The sequence below is a fragment of the Fulvivirga ulvae genome (genome assembly GCF_021389975.1).
GTDB lineage: Bacteria > Bacteroidota > Bacteroidia > Cytophagales > Cyclobacteriaceae > Fulvivirga > Fulvivirga ulvae.
Genome location: NZ_CP089981.1, coordinates 3184488 through 3202229, shown reverse-complemented (window position 1 = coordinate 3202229; position 17742 = coordinate 3184488). Strand labels below are relative to the sequence as shown.

Here is a 17742-nt window from a genome sequence, read left to right as displayed (position 1 = left end):
ATATATTTTTAAACTTCAGTTACAGTAACCAAATGGTTTACCTTATTAATCATGCCGCTAATTTGCGGAGTTAATTCTACCTCTACAGACTTATCAATCTTACCTAAACCCAGCGCCTTAATGGTACGTTTTTGTCTTTCAGGCCTTCCAATTGTACTTCTAACTTGAGAAATTCTAACTTTTGCCATCATCTTAACCGTTAAAAACTTTAGATAAAGAAACCCCTCTGTCCTGTGCTACAGTGAATGCGTCTCTCATATTTGTTAGCGCATCAAAAGTAGCCTTCACCACATTGTGCGGATTTGAAGAACCCTTAGACTTTGCAAGTACATTATGTACGCCAGCACTTTCCAATACGGCACGCATAGCACCACCGGCGATAACACCTGTACCAGCTGATGCAGGCTTAAGAAGAACGAATCCCCCTCCGAACTTACCTATTGCTTCATGCGGCACGGTTCCTTTTATTACAGGTACTTTTACCAGGTTCTTTTTCGCGTCATCTATGCCTTTAGTTATTGCATCTGTAACTTCATTGGCTTTACCAAGACCGTATCCAACCACTCCGTTACCATCTCCTACAACCACAATGGCAGAGAAACTAAATCTTCTACCACCTTTAACAACCTTAGCCACACGTTTAATTGCAACAACCTTTTCTTTAAGGTCTATTTCGCTAGCTTTTACTGATCTTATATTACTTTGAGACATAATGCTTTAAAATTTTAGACCTCCTTCTCTGGCACCTTCGGCTAAAGCTTTTACTTTTCCGTGATATAGGTAACCATTACGATCAAATACTACATGTTCTATACCACCCGACTTTGCTTTTTCAGCAAGCTTAGTTCCTACAGATTTAGAAATATCTATACTATTTTTAGTCTCACCTAGTTCTCTTGAAGAAACTGCTAACAGCGTATGACCCTTAGTGTCATCAATAATCTGTGCGTAGATACCTTTATTACTTTTAAAAACAGAAAGTCTTGGTTTCTCAGAAGTACCAGAAATTTTATTTCTGATACCCTTCTTAATTCTAAGTCTTCTTTTGTATTTGTTAAATGCCATCTCCTTAATTATTTAGCAGCTTGTTTACCAGCTTTACGTCTAACTTGCTCTCCTACGAATCTTACACCTTTACCTTTGTAAGGCTCTACAGATCTCAGGCTTTTAATCTTTGCCGCCACCTGTCCAATCAGTTGTTTGTCACTTCCTTCAAGTGTAACAACCGGATTCTTTCCTTTTTCAGTTTCTGCCGAAACCTTTAATTCAGAAGGAACAGCTAGAAATATATTATGAGAATAGCCTAAACTCAACTCCAGAACGTTATTCTGAGCTGAAGCTTTATATCCAACCCCTACCAATTCTAATTTCCTGGTAAATCCAGAGCTAACTCCTTCTACCATATTGTTGATCAAAGAGCGATAGAGACCATGAAGAGCTTTATGCCTCTTCTGATCAGTTGGCCTTTCAACGGTCAACTCGCCTTCGTCTTCAACCAATTTGAAGGCAGGGTCTATTTTCTGTGTAAGCTCACCTTTCGGTCCCTTCACAACAATGTTTCCAACTTTCTCGTCAAAAGTGTAAGAAACACCGCTTGCAAGCTTTATTGGTTTTTTCCCTATTCTTGACATTGATGTTTATAATTAATATATGTAACACAAAACTTCACCACCCACATTCATATCTCGCGCTTCTTTATCTGTGATAACACCTCGAGATGTCGAAAGGATAGCCACACCCAGACCATTCAATACACGAGGTAATGAATCGGCTGAAGCATATTTTCTTAAACCTGGCTTACTAACTCTTTCAAGATGGAAGATAGCTGGTTTTTTTGAGTCAGGATTGTACTTCAAAGCTATTTTGATATTACCCTGATGGTTCGTTGTCTCTTCGAACTTATAGTTCAGAATATACCCTTTATCATGAAGTACTTTCGTCATTTCCTTCTTGATATTAGACGCAGGAATATCAACGACCCTATGCTTGGCCTTGATAGCATTCCTCAAACGGGTTAAATAATCTGCTATTGGATCTGTCATTTTCTTCTTTATCTAACGTAAAATTGCCGCCCGTATGAAACAGGCCTGCAAAGATACAGAACTATTTTCTTGAATAAAACAAAAAGAGAAACTTTTTACCAGCTGGCTTTAGTTACACCTGGAATCTTTCCATCTGAAGCCATTTCTCTAAAAGTAACCCTGGAGATACCAAACTTTCTCATGTATCCTTTAGGTCTACCCGTTAGCTTACATCTATTGTGTAATCTAACCGGTGAGGCATTTCGAGGTAATTTATCCAGTCCCTCGTAATCTCCTGCCTCTTTAAGAGCCGTGCGCTTAGCAGCAAACTTTGCTACTAATCTTTCTCTCTTTTTTTCTCTTGCTATAACAGCTTTTCTTGCCATAATATTTTATGATTTACTTGCGTTACTTGCGAAAGGCATACCAAACGCTTTCAACAGTTCGAAACTTTCCTCATCTGATTCAGCAGTTGTAACAAAAGTAATGTCCATTCCACTGATCTTATTTACTTTATCTATACTAATCTCAGGAAAGATAATTTGCTCCTTTACTCCTAAGGTATAATTGCCTCTACCGTCAAAACCTTTGTCATTAATACCCCTAAAGTCCCTAACACGTGGAAGTGCAATAGACATAAGTCTATCCATAAATTCGTACATTTTATCTCCCCTCAGGGTAACTCTTGCTCCAATAGGCATTCCGTCTCTTAACTTAAAGTTAGAGATTGATTTTTTAGCTTTGGTAGCCACGGCTTTTTGTCCAGTAATAGTGGTTAACTCCTCTATACCTGTATCAATTAACTTTTTGTCTGCCACTGCAGCACCTATACCCTTATTGATACACACTTTAACCACTTTAGGAACCTGCATTATAGACTTGTACTGAAACTTATCTTTAAGAGCAGGTACTATTTCCTTTTGGTATTTTTCTTTTAATCTCGGATTAGCCATTTTTAATAATTTCTCCAGTTTTCTTAGAATATCTTTGCAGCTTACCTTTGTCATCTGCTTTTCTTCCAGTTCTGGTGGCCTCACCAGTAGCTGGATCCTTCAACATTAAATTGCTAATGTGAATTGCAGCTTCTGTCTTCTCTATTCCACCCTCAGGATTTGTAGCGGAAGGTTTAACATGTTTGGTAACAATATTGACTCCTTCTACAACCGCTCGTAACTTAGAGGGAACCACCTCCAGTACCACACCCTCTTTACCTTTTGAATTTCCGGCGATAACTTTAACAGTATCTCCTTTTCTAATGTGTAGTTTGGGTTGTTTATTCTTCTTTCTTTCCATGATTATAATACTTCAGGTGCCAGTGAAACAATTTTCATGAATTGCTTTTCGCGCAACTCTCTAGCTACAGGTCCAAAAATACGTGTACCTCTCGGCTCATCATTCGCTGTTAATAATACAGCAGCATTATCCTCGAATCTGATGTAAGATCCATCTTTTCTTCTCACTTCCTTTTTCGTTCTTACGATTACCGCTCTGGATACCGTACCTTTCTTAAGGTTACTGGATGATAGTGCCGACTTCACTGATACAACAATTTTGTCACCAACTGAAGCATACTTTTTACCAGTACCTCCCAATACACGAATACAAAGAACTTCCTTTGCACCGCTATTATCTGCCACGTTTAATCTTGACTCTTGTTGTATCATCTTATTTAGCCTTTTCTATGATTTCAACTAATCTCCACCTTTTGTTCTTACTCAAAGGACGAGTTTCCATAATTCTTACGGTATCTCCAATACCACACTCGTTCTGTTCATCGTGAGCCGTAAACTTGGTAGTTTTCTTAACAAACTTACCATAGATAGGGTGTTTCTCTTTTCTAAGTACAGAAACAGTAATGGACTTCTCCATTTTGTTGCTGACAACCTGCCCTATTCTTTCTTTTCTTAATTTTCTTGACTCCATTTAAATGTTATTTAGCAAGTTCTTTAGCCCGAATTTCTGTTTTCAACCTGGCTATCAATTTGCGAGTTTCCTTTATCTTCATAGGATTCTCAATTGGAGAAATCTCATGAGCAAATCTCATCTTTCTGTATGCTTCCTGCTCACCCGCCAGTTTTTGCTTCAGTTCTTCTATGCCTAATGCTTTAATCTCTGAATTTTTCATCTTTATTATGATTCAACGTAATCTCTACGTACTGCAAACTTAGTTTTAATAGGAAGCTTCATTTGCGCTAATCTTAGCGCTTCCTGTGCCAATTCTTTTTTTACACCTCCGGCTTCAAAAAGAATTGTACCTGGCTTTACAACTGCTACCCAATATTCAGGAGCACCTTTACCTTTACCCATCCTTACCTCAGCAGGCTTTTTAGTAATCGGTTTATCAGGAAATATACGAATCCAAACTTGTCCTTCCCTCTTCATTGCTCTGGTCATTGCAATCCTTGCTGCCTCTATCTGTCTAGAAGTGATCCATCCTGGTTCTAGGGCTTTAATTCCAAACGCTCCGAAGGCAATTCTGTGACCACGCTGCGCTAATCCTTTTACCCTGCCTTTCTGTTGTTTCCTGAACTTAGTTCTTTTCGGCTGTAACATAATTTTATGACTTTAGATATGCGCAACAAGGTGCGCAATCACCTTATGACTTATTTATTTCTTCTACGTTTAGGACCACTATCTCCTCCGGCTCTTTTTCTTCCGCCTCTTCCGCCACCGCTACCACTACCACCAGTGTTAGCTACTCCTACATTCGGAGAAAGATCTCTCTTTCCATAAACTTCACCTTTGAATATCCATACTTTGATGCCTATCTTACCATAGACTGTATTGGCTTCACTTACGGCATAATCAATATCAGCTCTCAGAGTGTGCAATGGAATTCTTCCATCCTTATACTGCTCGGTACGCGCCATTTCAGCACCGCCAAGTCGACCTGATACCTTAATTTTTATACCCTGAGCTCCTACTCTCATAGCTGAAGCAATAGCCTGCTTCATTGCTCTTCTGTAAGAGATTCTAGCCTGTAATTGCTGGGCTACCGAATCCCCTACAAGTTTAGCGTCAAGCTCGGGTCTCTTTATTTCAAAGATATTGATCTGGACATCTTTACCTGTTAGCTTTTTCAGTTCTTCCTTGATCTTGTCAACTTCAGCACCGCCTTTACCAATCACTACACCAGGACGTGCAGTATGTACTGTTAAAGTAATTCTTTTTAAAGTTCTCTCAATGATAACTTTAGAAATACCACCTTTTGGGATACGAGCAGCCATATATTTTCTGATATTATGGTCTTCGATCAATTTATCAGAAAAAGTATTTCCACCGTACCAGCTGGAATCCCATCCTCTTACGATGCCAAGTCTTAAAGCAATAGGGTTAACTTTCTGTCCCATTATTTATCTTCTTTTTCTTTTTTCTTAGTATTCTTTTCTGCTTCTACTACAGGTGCCTTGCTGTCCAAAATCAGCGTCACATGGTTTGATCTCTTTCTGATTCTATGTGCTCTACCCTGCGGCGCAGGTCTTAATCTTTTAAGGATTCTTCCGCTATCGACATAAATCGACTTTACGTATAGGTCAGCATCCTCAAGGTCAGCATCCTGATTACTTTGTTGCCAGTTAGATATAGCTGATAGCAATAATTTCTCTAACCTGGCAGCACCTTGCTTAGGCTCAAATTTCAATATGTTTAATGCCTTATTCACTCTTTCACCACGGATAAGATCTGCAACAAGTCTCATCTTTCGGGGAGAGGTAGGTACATTTTTTAATTTAGCTACTGCCTCCATAATTATCTTTTACCTTTATCTTTTTTACCTACGTGTCCTCTGAAGTTTCTGGTTGGAGCAAATTCACCGAATTTGTGACCTACCATATTTTCAGTTACATACACTGGGATAAACTTATTTCCGTTATGCACAGCGAACGTGTGTCCTACAAAATCAGGAGAGATCATTGACCTTCTTGACCAGGTCTTGATCACAGATTTTTTTCCTGAATCATTCATGACATCGACCTTTTTCTCGAGTCTGAAATCTATATACGGTCCTTTTTTAAGTGATCTAGCCATTATTTCTTCTTACCTCTACTGATGATTAGATTATTTGAATATTTCTTAGGCGTTCTGGTCTTCTTACCCTTAGCATACAGACCTTTTCTTGATCTAGGGTGTCCTCCTGAAGACTTACCTTCACCACCACCCATTGGGTGATCAACAGGGTTCATAGCCACACCTCTGGTTCTGGGTCTCTTACCCATCCAACGGTTTCTTCCTGCCTTACCAAGTCTGACATTCATGTGATCGGAGTTAGAAACTGACCCGATAGTAGCCAAACATGTAACTAATATTTTTCTTGTTTCACCAGAAGGTAATTTGATAGTAGCGTATTTTCCTTCTCTAGCAGTAAGTTGAGCATAAGAACCGGCACTTCTGGCCATGGCTCCGCCTTTACCAGGCTTCAACTCTATATTGTGAATGATTGTACCTAAAGGAATCTTAGAAAGGGGTAGTGCATTTCCCACTTCCGGAGCCACCGACTCTCCTGATTTAACCTCTTGTCCTACCTGAATGCCTTCGGGAGCCAAAATATATGTCTTTGCCCCATCAGCATAGAACAATAATGCCAAACGAGCTGATCTGGTAGGGTCGTATTCAACAGCCTTTACAGTAGCAGGCACATCAAATTTATTTCTCTTAAAATCTACGATCCTGGTTTTTCTCTTATGACCGCCACCTATATAGCGCATGGTCATCTTTCCAGAATTATTCCTACCTCCGGATCTTTTGTTGGTTACAACAAGTGACTTTTCAGGCTCAGACTTAGTAATCTCAGTAAAGGCAGGAGCGATCCTGTATCTTTGTCCTGGAGTAACCGGTCTTAATTTCTTAATTGCCATCTCTTCTTAATGATTAAATTTCGCTGTAAAAATCTATTACTTCACCATCTGCTACGGTTACAATAGCTTTTTTGTATGATGGAGTTCTACCAGAAACTACTCTTGACTTAGTATACCTGGATTTCGATTTACCAAGATAGTTCATGGTATTCACGTCCTCCACGGTAACTCCATACATTTTTTCTACAGCCTTTTTAATCTCCACTTTATTAGCTTTGCGATTTACTACGAAACCATACTTGCCTTTTTCATTCAAAGCAGAAACTTTCTCTGTAACCAATGGCTTTATTAAAACACTCATTTCTATTTCTTCAATAAGTTATCAATCTTCTCTACCGAGCTCTCGCTTAGTATTAAATTATCAGCATGCAACACATCATAAGTGTTCAGACTATCTGCTGTCACTACTTTAGTGTTTTGTATATTTCTTCCTGACAATACAACATTTTTGTTGTTATCACCAAGTACCAAAAGTGTCTTTTTATCTCCTAAGGATAGAGCACCAAGCATTTTAAGATACTCCTTTGTTTTAGGAGACTCCAGAGTAAAATCCTCTATTATTGCAATGCTTTGATCTTTTGCCTTGTATGTCAACGCTGACTTTCTGGCCAGTTCTTTCAACTTTTTATTCAACTTGAAAGTGTAGTCTCTTGGTGTAGGACCAAATACGCGCCCTCCACCTCTGAAAACAGGTGACTTAATACTACCTGCTCTGGCCGTACCAGTACCTTTTTGCTTTTTGATCTTTTTAGTAGAACCACTAATTTCGGCTCTTTCTTTTGACTTGTGTGTACCTTGTCTTTGATTGGCAAGATATTGTTTTACATCAAGATAGATCGCGTGATCGTTTGGCTCGATACCGAATACTTCTTTAGAAAGGCTTATCTTCCTTCCCGTATCTTCACCGCTATATTTTACTACTGAAATGTCCATTACTTCTCGAGAATTACAGTTGAATTATTTGCCCCTGGTACAGAACCACTCACAAGAATTAAGTTCTTCTCAGGTATGATTTTCATTACTTGAAGGTTGATAGCCTTAACTCTGCTACCTCCAGTTCTTCCAGCCATTCTCATACCTTTAAATACTCTGGCAGGATAAGAAGCACCACCAATAGAACCCGGAGCCCTTAATCTGTTGTGCTGACCGTGAGTACTTTGTCCGACACCACCAAAACCGTGTCTTTTAACAACACCTTGGAAACCTTTACCTTTAGATGTACCTATTGCATCAACGAAGTCGCCTTCAACAAACACATCCCCAACTTTAATTTCCTGTCCAAGCTGCACACCTCCCTCGAACTCAACCCTGAAGTCCCTAAACTCCACAAGATCTGTTTTAGGTGTAGTGTTAGCATTCTTAAAATGCCCTAACAATGCCTTTGGAGTACTTTTCTCCTTACGTTCTCCAAAGCCCAACTGAACAGCTTTGTACCCATCAGTCTCCTCATTTTTTACTTGTGTAACAACACAAGGACCAGCCTCTATCACCGTGCATGGGACATTTTTCCCAGAGGCACTGTAAATGCTAGTCATTCCGATTTTCTTTCCTATAATACCAGACATTTTAAAATCTTTATAAGCGTACTTTAGCTATAGCTCTCACGGTTTTTCCGCAAAAGGACTGCAAAGATAGTAACTTAAAGCGAGTTACCAAATACTAGTTATTAAATTTTTTAAAGAATAATATTTGGGCGTGGTATGGCCTGCCTTACTTTACTACGAGGGTGCAAAGATGCGATAAATGTTTAAATATGGCAAGTGTTATTTTCGAAGCATCTTAAATAATTAGTTTAAGCGTTAAAGCCAGTAGGGAAGTATTTAACGCCGGTTATCAATAAATTTAACAGGCTTTCGACTGGTCCTGGTGTAAATGAGCTCAAGAATTTTAGACTCAGGCATCTCTACAAGCTCAGGAGTCACTCTCAACAGGGCCTTAAATTTATCTGCAAGCCCCCTGCGTTCATAATTAATTGACGCACTATATCGAATAGTAAGTACATCATTTCCATATTGATCAGCCGATGCCAGCACCTGGTAGTAACTAATACCGGTATCGTTATCAAGCAGATCAAATATAGCGGGAGGATAGCATGTAGTACCTTTGTATTTTATCAATTGGTTTTTTCTACCTACTACAGGGCTTACCCGTGAAGTATTGCGCCCACATGAACATGACTCTTCCAACAACGCACACATGTCTCCTGTCTTAAATCTTAGTAAGGGCATCGCCTCCACCCCTAAGGTTGTAACCGTGAGTTCTCCTACGGTACCGGCTGGAACAGGTTGATTCCTATCATCAAGAATTTCAGCTATCAACAATTCCGGATGTAAATGCCCACCTTTGCCTGCTGAACATTCAGTAAAGGCAGCTGCCATTTCTGTAGAGGCATAGGTAGAGTAAAGCTCTATATCCCATTTGGAGGTAATCTTTTCACCGAGTGCATTAAAGAAAAGATCATTTTTCCTAATGGGCTCTCCTATACATATAGCTTTTTTGACTGAACTGTTTCTAAAATCTATACCCTCTGCTTCTGCATATTCGATCAGTTTGATCAGAAAGGATGGCACTACAATAAGTGCAGTTGGTTTAACTTCCAGAATGGTTTTCCACTGCAACTGCGGCAAACCGGGCCCTACTCTTATCATCCCTGCCCCCAGTTCTCTTGCTCCAAGTGCGTAGGCAAGGCCCGCCATAAACTGACGATCCAACGTAGTGGTCAGTTGATATATCTCATTTTTATCTCCCCCAGTACAAGCAAGTGATATGGCCTCGTTGTAGCTGAGCCTTCTAAGGTCCCCGTCGGTCAAAGGAATCGTTACTGCAGCTCCTTCTGTTCCTGAAGTGTTGCAATACTCCACAATTTCGGCTGGTTCCACACACCAGAAATCCCGTTGATAAGCTTGCAGGTGGCTTTTATCCGTTGGCGGAATATTTCTTAGAGCCTCAATAGAGTTAATAGATTCAATATCGATATTATACTTCTCAAAATGGCGCTTATAAAACGGAGAGTTCTTGCTTACATGCAGGAGCAATTTTTTAAGCTCTTTCAACTGGTGATTGGTTATCTCTTCCTTTCCCCTGCTTTCTAATGGAGGTATACTCATAGCATAATTACCTTTAACGAATTATAAGTGTTGCATACATTCCTTTAAACCTTCCTCAATATGCTTTCGCTCACTTTGTTTCGCGATCTCCAGATCCAGCGCAATATTATAATATTTTTCAGCCTCTTGCCAAGACCCAATACTTTTAAAGTAATCTCCCAAATAGTAATATGTTAAAAAACCTTTTGGATTGCTCTTTATAAAACCATCTATTTCCTTCTCTTGTAGTTTAGTACCTTCTCCTTTTGCAAGGTACTTTTGAATCCTGTCTTTTATATTTACAAAGCTGGTATACCTCCTATAGCCTTGTGAATCTAAAAAAGGATCTGCTGCAATGCTTAGAGAATCAGTATAAGTAAAAAAATCTCCTTCTGAGGTTTTAAAAATCTCATTGAGATCATAGGCCACATACTCTCCCAATTGATAAGGCGGCGCAGATACCCATACTATCATTTCCTCCGGGGAAAAGATAACTGAATGGTGTGCGATAAGTTGATTAACTGCTTTTTCATTGGCCAGACCAATGTCCTCTCCATCTAAACCTTTTTTATCCCTCAATAAATGAACTGCCCTTGTCGGGGTAAGGGGCTCTAGTGAATCTATTAGTTGGTGAACGCGCTCATACCGGTAATCAGATACTCCTTCCTGCAAATAGTCCTGGTTAAGAGGATCATTTTTAAGTTCATCACTTTGAAAATGATTCGTAACGATCATTTCGCTGTCATCCTCTTCATAAAGTACTGTTACCTCCGGGGTTTTCTCAATCAGTGCGGCTCTTCTGTCCTTCTTCGAGCCTATCAGGAAAGTCTCAGCCACGAATGAGTCATAGGATTTTGCAATAGCATAGGCCTCATCAATCGTTGATGCATATTGTAATATTTGCCTGGCAATAATAGAAACCGGCGTTTTCCCCTTTGAAGGAATAGCCGATTTGGCCGAGTTTAATGTTACAGTTAGTCCCTTTTCATTGATTCCTGAAACAACACCACTAAAACAAGCCCATGTAACTGACATGAATTGATAGCCTTGGTCCGGGTTATAAAAAGCTACCATTCTATCTTTTGCGAACTCTTCCCCAAAATAAAAATCGAAATTACGACCTATTAGCAACTTACCATTCTCAGATTTATCACCTTTGACTACAAAAGAGGTACATCCGACGAGATTCATATTTTGCAAGGCATGGCCGATATCATGAGCGGCATGATAGCTAAGCCCCCTGTGATATTTTGGGGAGATATAATCGAAAGAGTCGGCCATGTACTGCGATGACCCATAAATTTCTTTCAGGTATTCATCCGGAACGTACTCATCAAGGTCTCGATGAAACCATCCTACGACATATTTAAGGAAATTAAGATATGAAGATGATGGCACTCTGTTTTCAATTTCCGAAATAAAGGAACTTTCTTTTTCTGCCAGCAACCGTTGCGCTAAGGCTCCAAAAGCAAGCCCACGTGCATAGGGTTCTCCATGAACATAGAGTTCCCAAACTCCTTTATCATTTTTACGTAGCCAGCTTCCGTCACTGGTACCGAAATGATTTTCCCCTATTTCTTGAACCCTAATATAATCTTTCTCCTGTCCCTCTGCCAATGGTGACGACATACGAACATTTAATACATACGTAACCACCGCCGCCAACAGCAGTAACACAGGTATAATGAGTAGTATCTTAATTCTTTTCTTCATCAACAATATTGATCCGTTCTAATCTTCATATTGGTCTTCAATATTCCCTCCCAAGGTGCCCCTAAATCTTTGCCAGAAACTTTCCCGCTCCGGGAGAGCCTTAAAATTATGCTTAAGTGCAACTTCGGGATCGATCTTTACATCCGCAAGATCCATTTGCTTAAGCACTGTATACTGTATGGGAAGATATTTCATTTTAAAATGCTTGTCCTCTGCATACTGTTGCAGTAAGAATGACTGAACAGGGTCTGTAGCCAGAGCTATTTTTTTAAAGCCCTTAGCACTTGCAAGCTTATATGAATAAAATAAATTTTCAGTGCTGTGCTCGGCTTTTGTCTCAGCAAAAATCATGCTTTCCGGCACACCTAATTTAATGGCATACTGCTTCATGATCAGGCTTTCTATATAGGGTGAGTACACTGCACTTCCAGAATAAATGATATGTTTTACATACCCTTGCTCCCACAGATACTTTGACCAATAGATCCGTGTTTTCATGATATCATGCCACTGATCTTCATAGGGATAGCCCGGGACTATAATCGCATCATAAGGAGCCTGAGCCACAGCATCGTTATATTCATCTTTTGTGGCTTTTCTTAGGTAGAAAAAAAGTATAACAATAACTATGAGGACGACCAGGTGAAGCGCCAGAATGACTTTAGTTATTTTATTTTTAAAAAAACGTTTTATCATCATTCTTCCTTGGTAGATTCAATAACCTTGTTCATCAGGTAGTGGTGTCCTAGTATCTCAGAACATGTAGTAATAGCTCCAATGGTAACACCAAGTACTCCGTGCATATTAAGGTTCTGGCCTGTAAGTAAAAGATTTGGAACCTTTGTTTTAGGCGAAATAAACGATTTCAAAGGATTTTTGTAATCTTTTTTCACCCCGTAAAGCGACCCGTCTTTGGTACCTATATAGTCTCTGTAAGTGAGTGGTGTAGAGGTATAGTATGCTTCCGTGTTCTCCCGTATATTTGGAAACTTCTTCTCCAGTTCATTAAACAGTATCTGTGCTTTCTCTTCTTTAAACGTTTCATATTCTTCTCCGCGATCAGATTTTTGCGATACAGTGTTGAAAGTATCGGCCCATTTGCTGGTTTCTTCGAAGTGCATGTATGCCATCATAATAATACTATCGGCATATTTATCAGCTTTACTCGAAGCACTGCTAAAAATGGCATAACCAGTAGGCCAGTTATCTTCATATTTGGCTCCTATCCAGACATCTGGGTCTATAAAATGATAGTAATTACAATTAAAGTTAGGAACAGTCCCTTGTTTGGGGACTATGTACAAAATGAATACAGAAATGGAGTTCTCAAGGCTGTTAATTCTCTTCCGGTAAGCTTTTCTTATCTTCCCTTCTTCTACCATATCAAGTGTAAGCGACGGATGAATATTGGAGATAAAAGTTTTTCCGCCGAATTTCCGTCCATCGGCAAGAACAACATGATCTACTTCATCTCCATCAAAGACAAAATCAACAACTTCTGCATTTTTCAGCACTCTCCCTCCATTTTGACGAATATTTCGCGACAGGAGTATGGCTATCTGCGAACCACCATCCACACACTTCCAGGAGCTTTCAATATATGAGTTGACCACTAAGGCATGAACATATAGTGGAGTTTTATCTCCTTCTCCTGCGTACAACAAGTTAGTACCTGCCAATATCATTTGCAACCGCTCGTTAGAAGTACATGAAGCTATGAAATCACGGGCATTGGTATCGAGAAAAGGGGCATCATTAAGTTGCCCGTTCATAGGGCGGACATCATACATGGGAAACTTACTGCACACTTCCCTTATCTTATCACAATATTTGACTATTCCTTCTCTTTCATCCGGAAAGTAGCTGCTCATGGTTTCTATAAAGTTATCGTATCCCTGGGCATATCTGTATTCAGTATTATCACCTTCAAAGGTCACTACATCGAAGCCATTCATATCCATGCGTTTAAGCTTCAGGTCATCCATGATATTCAGAAATTTGAAATACCTATAAAGGTTCTGACCTTTACCCAAGCCTCCTATATAATGTATACCCGTATCGAAAATGCGTTTGTTCCTGGAAAATATCTGAAGGTTTCCGCCCAGCTGCTTATTCTTTTCCAGGACCAGTACGCTATACCCTTCCCGACTCAGTATGGTACCACATTCCAACCCTCCCAAACCACTTCCTATGATGACTATATCAAAATTTTCCATTTCAATTCTGGGTTAACACAAAAATTGTGTTCGATGTTCGCCTGGTATGATCAATTACCTCAAGCTTAAAATTATTTCTTTGCGCAAATTTTTCTATCATATCTGATGAGATGAAATTCAGATCATTTCTTGTCTTATTGAAACCGCTACCTGTTGAAAAGATCTCGGTCAGCTCAGTTCCTTTATGGCGATTTTTTTTATTCGAATCTCCATCTCTTATAATCAGTTTGCCCCCTGCATTCAGGTTAGCTACCATTTTATCCAGGAGTATTCCCTGTTCTTTCACGGTCAGATAGTGCAGTACATCACTAACGATAAATACGTCAGCATGTCCAAAATCAATATTAAGTACATCTCCATGTACAAAGTTTATGTTTGATGGCTTTGCAGGCCCGTTTTGTGCAACAGATATTTTTTCCTGATCGTAATCGACTCCAAGTATCTGGCGTTCTTCGCTACTGTAGCCCAATGCGTATGCCATCGGACCATAACCACAGCCGAGGTCTACGATCAGTGCGTGCTTTGGCACAAGATCATGAAATACTCTATATCCACCTTCAAGCTTATATTTAATTTTAATATACCATTCAAGAACAGGACCTTTAAATATGTAGTTTTTAAAAATAGCTTCCCTGAAAAAATCCGGAGACTCCTGCTGCTCTCGCAGCATTCTATACTCAGTCTTAAAATACGCGCTAATCTTCTTGGTTCTTTCCCGATAGCCTAAGCCAAAGTTTTCATCGTAATGGTCAATTCTAGGAAGAAATTTCACCGTTATATCCGTATTCTTAAGATAGAAGTCATCACCACGAGGCATGGCAAAGCTGGTACCATGCAAAATTACAGGCTGAATATCGAGCTTAAAGTGTTCGGCCAGAAAAAAGGCTCCTTTATGGAAGCGCCCTACATCGGCTGTTCTGGATCTGGTGCCTTCGGGATAAACAATGATTGAATAACCGTCATCCAATATTTTTTTAATCTTGTCAAGCTGATTTTCCAATCCTTTTGAAGCCTGTATAAAATCTGCATACTGAACTGCTTTACCAAATAATGGAGAATTATACACCCAATCATTTGTAACCATTACCACTTTGGGGTTAAACATCAGCAACAGCAGGATATCCATAAATGAATGGTGATTGCTGATTATGACGGATGGCTTGTCAAAATTTATATTATCCCTGTCGATAATACTTTTGCGAATATTGACCATTACATTTATTACCAGTGAGCAGAAGAAACGAATTAGTTTATGAAAGTAGTAATTACGTTTTCTTTCCTGGGGCCAGGAAACTTTACAAACTCCACGGGCAACATAAAGCATAAGGCACCCAAAAACGAAACATAAAAATGCCATGGTGGTTCGAAAAAAGGATGCGAGCGTAAAGGGTATTACATGCTTCCGCTTTCTACGAAGAATGAACAGGTCATAGAGCATATGCTCAACCGTAAAGGTGATAAACACTACAGAAAAAATACCGATAATAGCCAGGAAGGCAATTGACTTCAGTGCAGGATGTTGTGCAAATGCCAGAACTCCTATACCCAGTAAAGTCGTTACCATTGACAGGATGATTGATTTTTTATATGAGGTAAGGTTATCAATGCCATAAGCATATTGCTGAGTTAGGCCACGCATAACGAATATGCTGTAATCTATGCCCAAACCAAATATAAAAGTGCAAATGATGATGTTAACGATATTGAAGGTAAGTCCCAGCCACCCCATTAACCCCAAAACCCAAAGCCAGCTCAACAAAATTGGCAGAAAAGCGATAAGTGTCAACTCCAACCTGCCATAACTAATAAGTATGACCAGAAAAACGACTATCAGGGAAATATTGACGAGATTGCTAAAATCTTCTTTGAGAAGTTCTACCAGTTTATTAGTGAGGTAGGTTTTGTCGAGTATAATGATATCAGGGAGCTTTGAGAGGGTTTTTAAAACCGCGGGTTTGTTGTTCTCTGATAAGGCAATAGTAGATAACACGGATACACTACTATCAGCATTTTTTATAATAAGGTCGCTACCTGTCACTGATAGAATGGTTTCGATATCTTCCTGAGATATTTCCGTGTAGCTTTTATCCAGCACATTGGCGAATGCAGAAAATGTACCTTGTCGAAAACCATAAACTTCTGATGCTTTATTCAGGTTTCTGACTACGCTGTCTGCATCATGCTTTTCCCAAAATTGCTGCCAATTTCCCAGGCCTTCTTTCTGACGTTCTGGTGAGGGTATGATGTTGTTCAGTGTATAGAAATCAAAAATGGAATCCTGCTCCTTCAGACGCTCCATTTCTTCCAAAAGCACCGTATTGGCTTGTAAGGCTTCACTGAGGTCATTCCCATTAAAAGCTACATAGATGTTGTTCTCTGAGAAGTTAGAAATGGCGTTGATCTTTTCCTGGTAGCTATCCAGATGGTCTGGCATATAATTAAGTTTGAGCATATTATTCTCAAAGGACACCTGCCTCCAGGTGAAGAGGCTTACTACTGACAGCATCACAAGAATTACTACAGCCCAGGTCTTTTTATAAAGCTGGTATCCTGCCAACCAGCTAACAGCCTGCTCAACAAAATTTTTGGTTTTCCGGTCTATTCCCTTCTGGCTTGGTCTGATCATGTGAGGAAGGAAAACCAGCGTATAAAAAACTGCCCCTAAAACACTGACTCCGGCAAAAATGCCAAGGTCCTGCAAAGCAGTCGACCTGATGAACACTAATGACAGAAAAGCACACGCTGTGGTAACACTACTCATCAGTAGTGGAATGGACAAGTCCTTAAACAGAGCCTGAACGTCCTTCTCTTTTTTATAGTGTGTAAAAAAATGCAATGCATAATCAATAGTAATACCGAGTAAAACCGACCCTACTCCCAATGAAATAGCTGAAACCCTATCTCTGGTCACTGCTAAAAATGCAATGGCCACTATTGCACCGAATACTCCGGGCGTAACCACTATTAAAAAGGTACCGGCGGTTCTGTAAAATAAGGAGATAAACACAAATAACGCCGCCAGTGCGAGACTCACGGTAATGTATATATCAGTCTTTATCCTGTGGGCATTTGCCACGGCCACTGCTGCGGGCCCAAAATATTCAACTTTAATTAATTCATGGGTTGTCTCGAACTGTTGCTTCAACTGGTTAATCCCTTCAATCAGCCGGCTATTGTTAGAGGTTTCATTTGGCGGATTATTTAGAGCTATAAAGAATACCAGGTGGAGGTTATCGGTGGTAACTATATGGTTTTGGTAAAGGGTAAAGTTGTTATCCAGTTGCTGATCGCGCATTCTTTGCAGAGGAAATGACGCCAATCCCAGAGGATCTTTGATCAGCATTTTTGTCACTATTCCCACCGGCGACAGCAGTTGTTTATAGGTACGTCTGACAGACTCCTCAATAGCCTCCTTTCCGATCCTGTTTTCTATTTGTCTATAATCTTCGCCCTGCAAATAAAAGGGAAGGTTGCTATAGTAATAGTCATACATTTTCTGCATCTGCTCATCAGGTACTTCTCTGATAATTTCGGAGATGAACTCTGAATAACCAATATTCAGGGAATCAGAAAATGCTTTTGCCAACAACACCAATTGATCCGGATCAGCCAAAGACGAATCATTGTAATACAAATGCACAACCAACCGGTTATTAATCTCAAGGCCTTCAAAAACTTTATTGACTTCGGTGACCTGCTCATCCCGGGGAATTATATTAGCTATATTTTCTTCAAGACGTATGGTGGTAGCCAGATAAGTAGCTCCTGACAGAAACAAAGTCAAAAAAATAAAGGACCCGACCTTATAAGCTCTAACGAATTTATATATCTGATAAAACAACTTTGACATTCA

General features: G+C 39.7%; 24 protein-coding genes. All 24 read right to left on the bottom strand.

The window, feature by feature from the left end; translation table 11 throughout:
* Positions 1-8 precede the first annotated feature (8 nt).
* On the bottom strand, positions 9-188 hold the full coding sequence (gene rpmD / locus LVD17_RS13490) for a 50S ribosomal protein L30 (protein ID WP_305039634.1): 180 nt from the start codon (positions 186-188) through the stop codon (positions 9-11).
* 4 nt (positions 189-192) lie between these two features.
* Positions 193-711 carry a 30S ribosomal protein S5 gene (rpsE, locus tag LVD17_RS13485; protein ID WP_155173956.1) on the bottom strand — a complete coding sequence of 173 codons (519 nt, stop codon included), beginning with the start codon at positions 709-711 and terminating at the stop codon, positions 193-195.
* Between the two features lie 6 nt (positions 712-717).
* Positions 718-1065, bottom strand: a complete 348-nt coding sequence (rplR, locus tag LVD17_RS13480) for a 50S ribosomal protein L18 (protein ID WP_233767532.1) — start codon at positions 1063-1065, stop codon at positions 718-720.
* A gap of 8 nt (positions 1066-1073) precedes the next feature.
* Entirely contained in the window at positions 1074-1631 is a 558-nt protein-coding gene (gene rplF / locus LVD17_RS13475; protein ID WP_233767530.1) for a 50S ribosomal protein L6, read from the bottom strand.
* Positions 1632-1643: 12 nt separating this feature from the next.
* Positions 1644-2042 (bottom strand): 30S ribosomal protein S8, encoded by a 399-nt coding sequence (gene rpsH, locus LVD17_RS13470; protein ID WP_233767529.1) that lies wholly within the window; start codon positions 2040-2042, stop codon positions 1644-1646.
* Between the two features lie 95 nt (positions 2043-2137).
* The gene (gene rpsN, locus LVD17_RS13465; protein WP_233767527.1) at positions 2138-2407 is read right to left on the bottom strand and encodes a 30S ribosomal protein S14; all 270 of its coding nucleotides are present in this window, start codon (positions 2405-2407) and stop codon (positions 2138-2140) included.
* A gap of 6 nt (positions 2408-2413) precedes the next feature.
* Positions 2414-2974, bottom strand: a complete 561-nt coding sequence (rplE, locus tag LVD17_RS13460; protein ID WP_233767960.1) for a 50S ribosomal protein L5 — start codon at positions 2972-2974, stop codon at positions 2414-2416.
* Complete coding sequence (rplX, locus tag LVD17_RS13455) at positions 2967-3314, bottom strand: 50S ribosomal protein L24 (protein ID WP_233767526.1); 348 nt, start codon at positions 3312-3314, stop codon at positions 2967-2969. Before rplX ends, rplE begins: the two co-directional genes overlap by 8 nt.
* A gap of 2 nt (positions 3315-3316) precedes the next feature.
* Complete coding sequence (rplN, locus tag LVD17_RS13450; protein ID WP_155173949.1) at positions 3317-3685, bottom strand: 50S ribosomal protein L14; 369 nt, start codon at positions 3683-3685, stop codon at positions 3317-3319.
* 1 nt (position 3686) lies between these two features.
* A complete protein-coding gene (rpsQ, locus tag LVD17_RS13445; protein WP_155173948.1) occupies positions 3687-3944 on the bottom strand; it encodes a 30S ribosomal protein S17 in 258 nt (85 codons plus the stop codon).
* A gap of 7 nt (positions 3945-3951) precedes the next feature.
* A complete protein-coding gene (gene rpmC, locus LVD17_RS13440) occupies positions 3952-4146 on the bottom strand; it encodes a 50S ribosomal protein L29 (protein ID WP_155173947.1) in 195 nt (64 codons plus the stop codon).
* Positions 4147-4151: 5 nt separating this feature from the next.
* Positions 4152-4574 (bottom strand): 50S ribosomal protein L16, encoded by a 423-nt coding sequence (rplP, locus tag LVD17_RS13435; protein WP_233767524.1) that lies wholly within the window; start codon positions 4572-4574, stop codon positions 4152-4154.
* A gap of 50 nt (positions 4575-4624) precedes the next feature.
* The gene (gene rpsC / locus LVD17_RS13430; protein ID WP_233767523.1) at positions 4625-5371 is read right to left on the bottom strand and encodes a 30S ribosomal protein S3; all 747 of its coding nucleotides are present in this window, start codon (positions 5369-5371) and stop codon (positions 4625-4627) included.
* Positions 5371-5766, bottom strand: coding sequence for a 50S ribosomal protein L22 (gene rplV / locus LVD17_RS13425; RefSeq protein WP_233767521.1), 396 nt, complete (start codon positions 5764-5766; stop codon positions 5371-5373). Before rplV ends, rpsC begins: the two co-directional genes overlap by 1 nt.
* A gap of 2 nt (positions 5767-5768) precedes the next feature.
* Entirely contained in the window at positions 5769-6047 is a 279-nt protein-coding gene (rpsS, locus tag LVD17_RS13420) for a 30S ribosomal protein S19 (RefSeq protein ID WP_155173943.1), read from the bottom strand.
* The gene (rplB, locus tag LVD17_RS13415; protein ID WP_233767519.1) at positions 6047-6874 is read right to left on the bottom strand and encodes a 50S ribosomal protein L2; all 828 of its coding nucleotides are present in this window, start codon (positions 6872-6874) and stop codon (positions 6047-6049) included. The genes rpsS and rplB overlap by 1 nt, the downstream gene beginning before the upstream one ends.
* Before the next feature lie 13 nt (positions 6875-6887).
* Entirely contained in the window at positions 6888-7175 is a 288-nt protein-coding gene (rplW, locus tag LVD17_RS13410; RefSeq protein ID WP_233767518.1) for a 50S ribosomal protein L23, read from the bottom strand.
* 2 nt (positions 7176-7177) lie between these two features.
* Entirely contained in the window at positions 7178-7807 is a 630-nt protein-coding gene (gene rplD / locus LVD17_RS13405; protein ID WP_233767516.1) for a 50S ribosomal protein L4, read from the bottom strand.
* Positions 7807-8439, bottom strand: a complete 633-nt coding sequence (gene rplC / locus LVD17_RS13400; protein ID WP_233767515.1) for a 50S ribosomal protein L3 — start codon at positions 8437-8439, stop codon at positions 7807-7809. The genes rplD and rplC overlap by 1 nt, the downstream gene beginning before the upstream one ends.
* A gap of 255 nt (positions 8440-8694) precedes the next feature.
* Entirely contained in the window at positions 8695-9981 is a 1287-nt protein-coding gene (gene flxY / locus LVD17_RS13395) for a flexirubin biosynthesis putative acyl-CoA ligase FlxY (RefSeq protein WP_233767513.1), read from the bottom strand.
* Positions 9982-10002: 21 nt separating this feature from the next.
* Complete coding sequence (locus tag LVD17_RS13390) at positions 10003-11673, bottom strand: C45 family autoproteolytic acyltransferase/hydrolase (RefSeq protein WP_233767511.1); 1671 nt, start codon at positions 11671-11673, stop codon at positions 10003-10005.
* A gap of 18 nt (positions 11674-11691) precedes the next feature.
* Positions 11692-12372, bottom strand: a complete 681-nt coding sequence (locus LVD17_RS13385) for a YdcF family protein (RefSeq protein ID WP_233767509.1) — start codon at positions 12370-12372, stop codon at positions 11692-11694.
* Positions 12369-13889, bottom strand: a complete 1521-nt coding sequence (locus LVD17_RS13380) for a phytoene desaturase family protein (protein WP_233767507.1) — start codon at positions 13887-13889, stop codon at positions 12369-12371. The genes LVD17_RS13385 and LVD17_RS13380 overlap by 4 nt, the downstream gene beginning before the upstream one ends.
* 1 nt (position 13890) lies before the next feature.
* Positions 13891-17739: a trifunctional MMPL family transporter/lysophospholipid acyltransferase/class I SAM-dependent methyltransferase gene (locus tag LVD17_RS13375; protein ID WP_233767505.1), complete on the bottom strand. Its 3849-nt coding sequence runs from the start codon at positions 17737-17739 to the stop codon at positions 13891-13893.
* Positions 17740-17742: the final 3 nt, after the last annotated feature.

Excerpts from the sequence above, each read along its gene's own strand:
- rpmD (WP_305039634.1), bottom strand. The coding sequence starts at position 188 with ATGGCAAAAGTTAGAATTTCTCAAGTTAGAAGTACAATTGGAAGGCCT.
- rpsE (WP_155173956.1), bottom strand. The coding sequence starts at position 711 with ATGTCTCAAAGTAATATAAGATCAGTAAAAGCTAGCGAAATAGACCTT.
- rplR (WP_233767532.1), bottom strand. The coding sequence starts at position 1,065 with ATGGCATTTAACAAATACAAAAGAAGACTTAGAATTAAGAAGGGTATC.
- rplF (WP_233767530.1), bottom strand. The coding sequence starts at position 1,631 with ATGTCAAGAATAGGGAAAAAACCAATAAAGCTTGCAAGCGGTGTTTCT.
- rpsH (WP_233767529.1), bottom strand. The coding sequence starts at position 2,042 with ATGACAGATCCAATAGCAGATTATTTAACCCGTTTGAGGAATGCTATC.
- rpsN (WP_233767527.1), bottom strand. The coding sequence starts at position 2,407 with ATGGCAAGAAAAGCTGTTATAGCAAGAGAAAAAAAGAGAGAAAGATTA.
- rplE (WP_233767960.1), bottom strand. The coding sequence starts at position 2,974 with ATGGCTAATCCGAGATTAAAAGAAAAATACCAAAAGGAAATAGTACCT.
- rplX (WP_233767526.1), bottom strand. The coding sequence starts at position 3,314 with ATGGAAAGAAAGAAGAATAAACAACCCAAACTACACATTAGAAAAGGA.
- rplN (WP_155173949.1), bottom strand. The coding sequence starts at position 3,685 with ATGATACAACAAGAGTCAAGATTAAACGTGGCAGATAATAGCGGTGCA.
- rpsQ (WP_155173948.1), bottom strand. The coding sequence starts at position 3,944 with ATGGAGTCAAGAAAATTAAGAAAAGAAAGAATAGGGCAGGTTGTCAGC.
- rpmC (WP_155173947.1), bottom strand. The coding sequence starts at position 4,146 with ATGAAAAATTCAGAGATTAAAGCATTAGGCATAGAAGAACTGAAGCAA.
- rplP (WP_233767524.1), bottom strand. The coding sequence starts at position 4,574 with ATGTTACAGCCGAAAAGAACTAAGTTCAGGAAACAACAGAAAGGCAGG.
- rpsC (WP_233767523.1), bottom strand. The coding sequence starts at position 5,371 with ATGGGACAGAAAGTTAACCCTATTGCTTTAAGACTTGGCATCGTAAGA.
- rplV (WP_233767521.1), bottom strand. The coding sequence starts at position 5,766 with ATGGAGGCAGTAGCTAAATTAAAAAATGTACCTACCTCTCCCCGAAAG.
- rpsS (WP_155173943.1), bottom strand. The coding sequence starts at position 6,047 with ATGGCTAGATCACTTAAAAAAGGACCGTATATAGATTTCAGACTCGAG.
- rplB (WP_233767519.1), bottom strand. The coding sequence starts at position 6,874 with ATGGCAATTAAGAAATTAAGACCGGTTACTCCAGGACAAAGATACAGG.
- rplW (WP_233767518.1), bottom strand. The coding sequence starts at position 7,175 with ATGAGTGTTTTAATAAAGCCATTGGTTACAGAGAAAGTTTCTGCTTTG.
- rplD (WP_233767516.1), bottom strand. The coding sequence starts at position 7,807 with ATGGACATTTCAGTAGTAAAATATAGCGGTGAAGATACGGGAAGGAAG.
- rplC (WP_233767515.1), bottom strand. The coding sequence starts at position 8,439 with ATGTCTGGTATTATAGGAAAGAAAATCGGAATGACTAGCATTTACAGT.
- flxY (WP_233767513.1), bottom strand. The coding sequence starts at position 9,981 with ATGAGTATACCTCCATTAGAAAGCAGGGGAAAGGAAGAGATAACCAAT.
- LVD17_RS13390 (WP_233767511.1), bottom strand. The coding sequence starts at position 11,673 with ATGAAGAAAAGAATTAAGATACTACTCATTATACCTGTGTTACTGCTG.
- LVD17_RS13385 (WP_233767509.1), bottom strand. The coding sequence starts at position 12,372 with ATGATGATAAAACGTTTTTTTAAAAATAAAATAACTAAAGTCATTCTG.
- LVD17_RS13380 (WP_233767507.1), bottom strand. The coding sequence starts at position 13,889 with ATGGAAAATTTTGATATAGTCATCATAGGAAGTGGTTTGGGAGGGTTG.
- LVD17_RS13375 (WP_233767505.1), bottom strand. The coding sequence starts at position 17,739 with ATGTCAAAGTTGTTTTATCAGATATATAAATTCGTTAGAGCTTATAAG.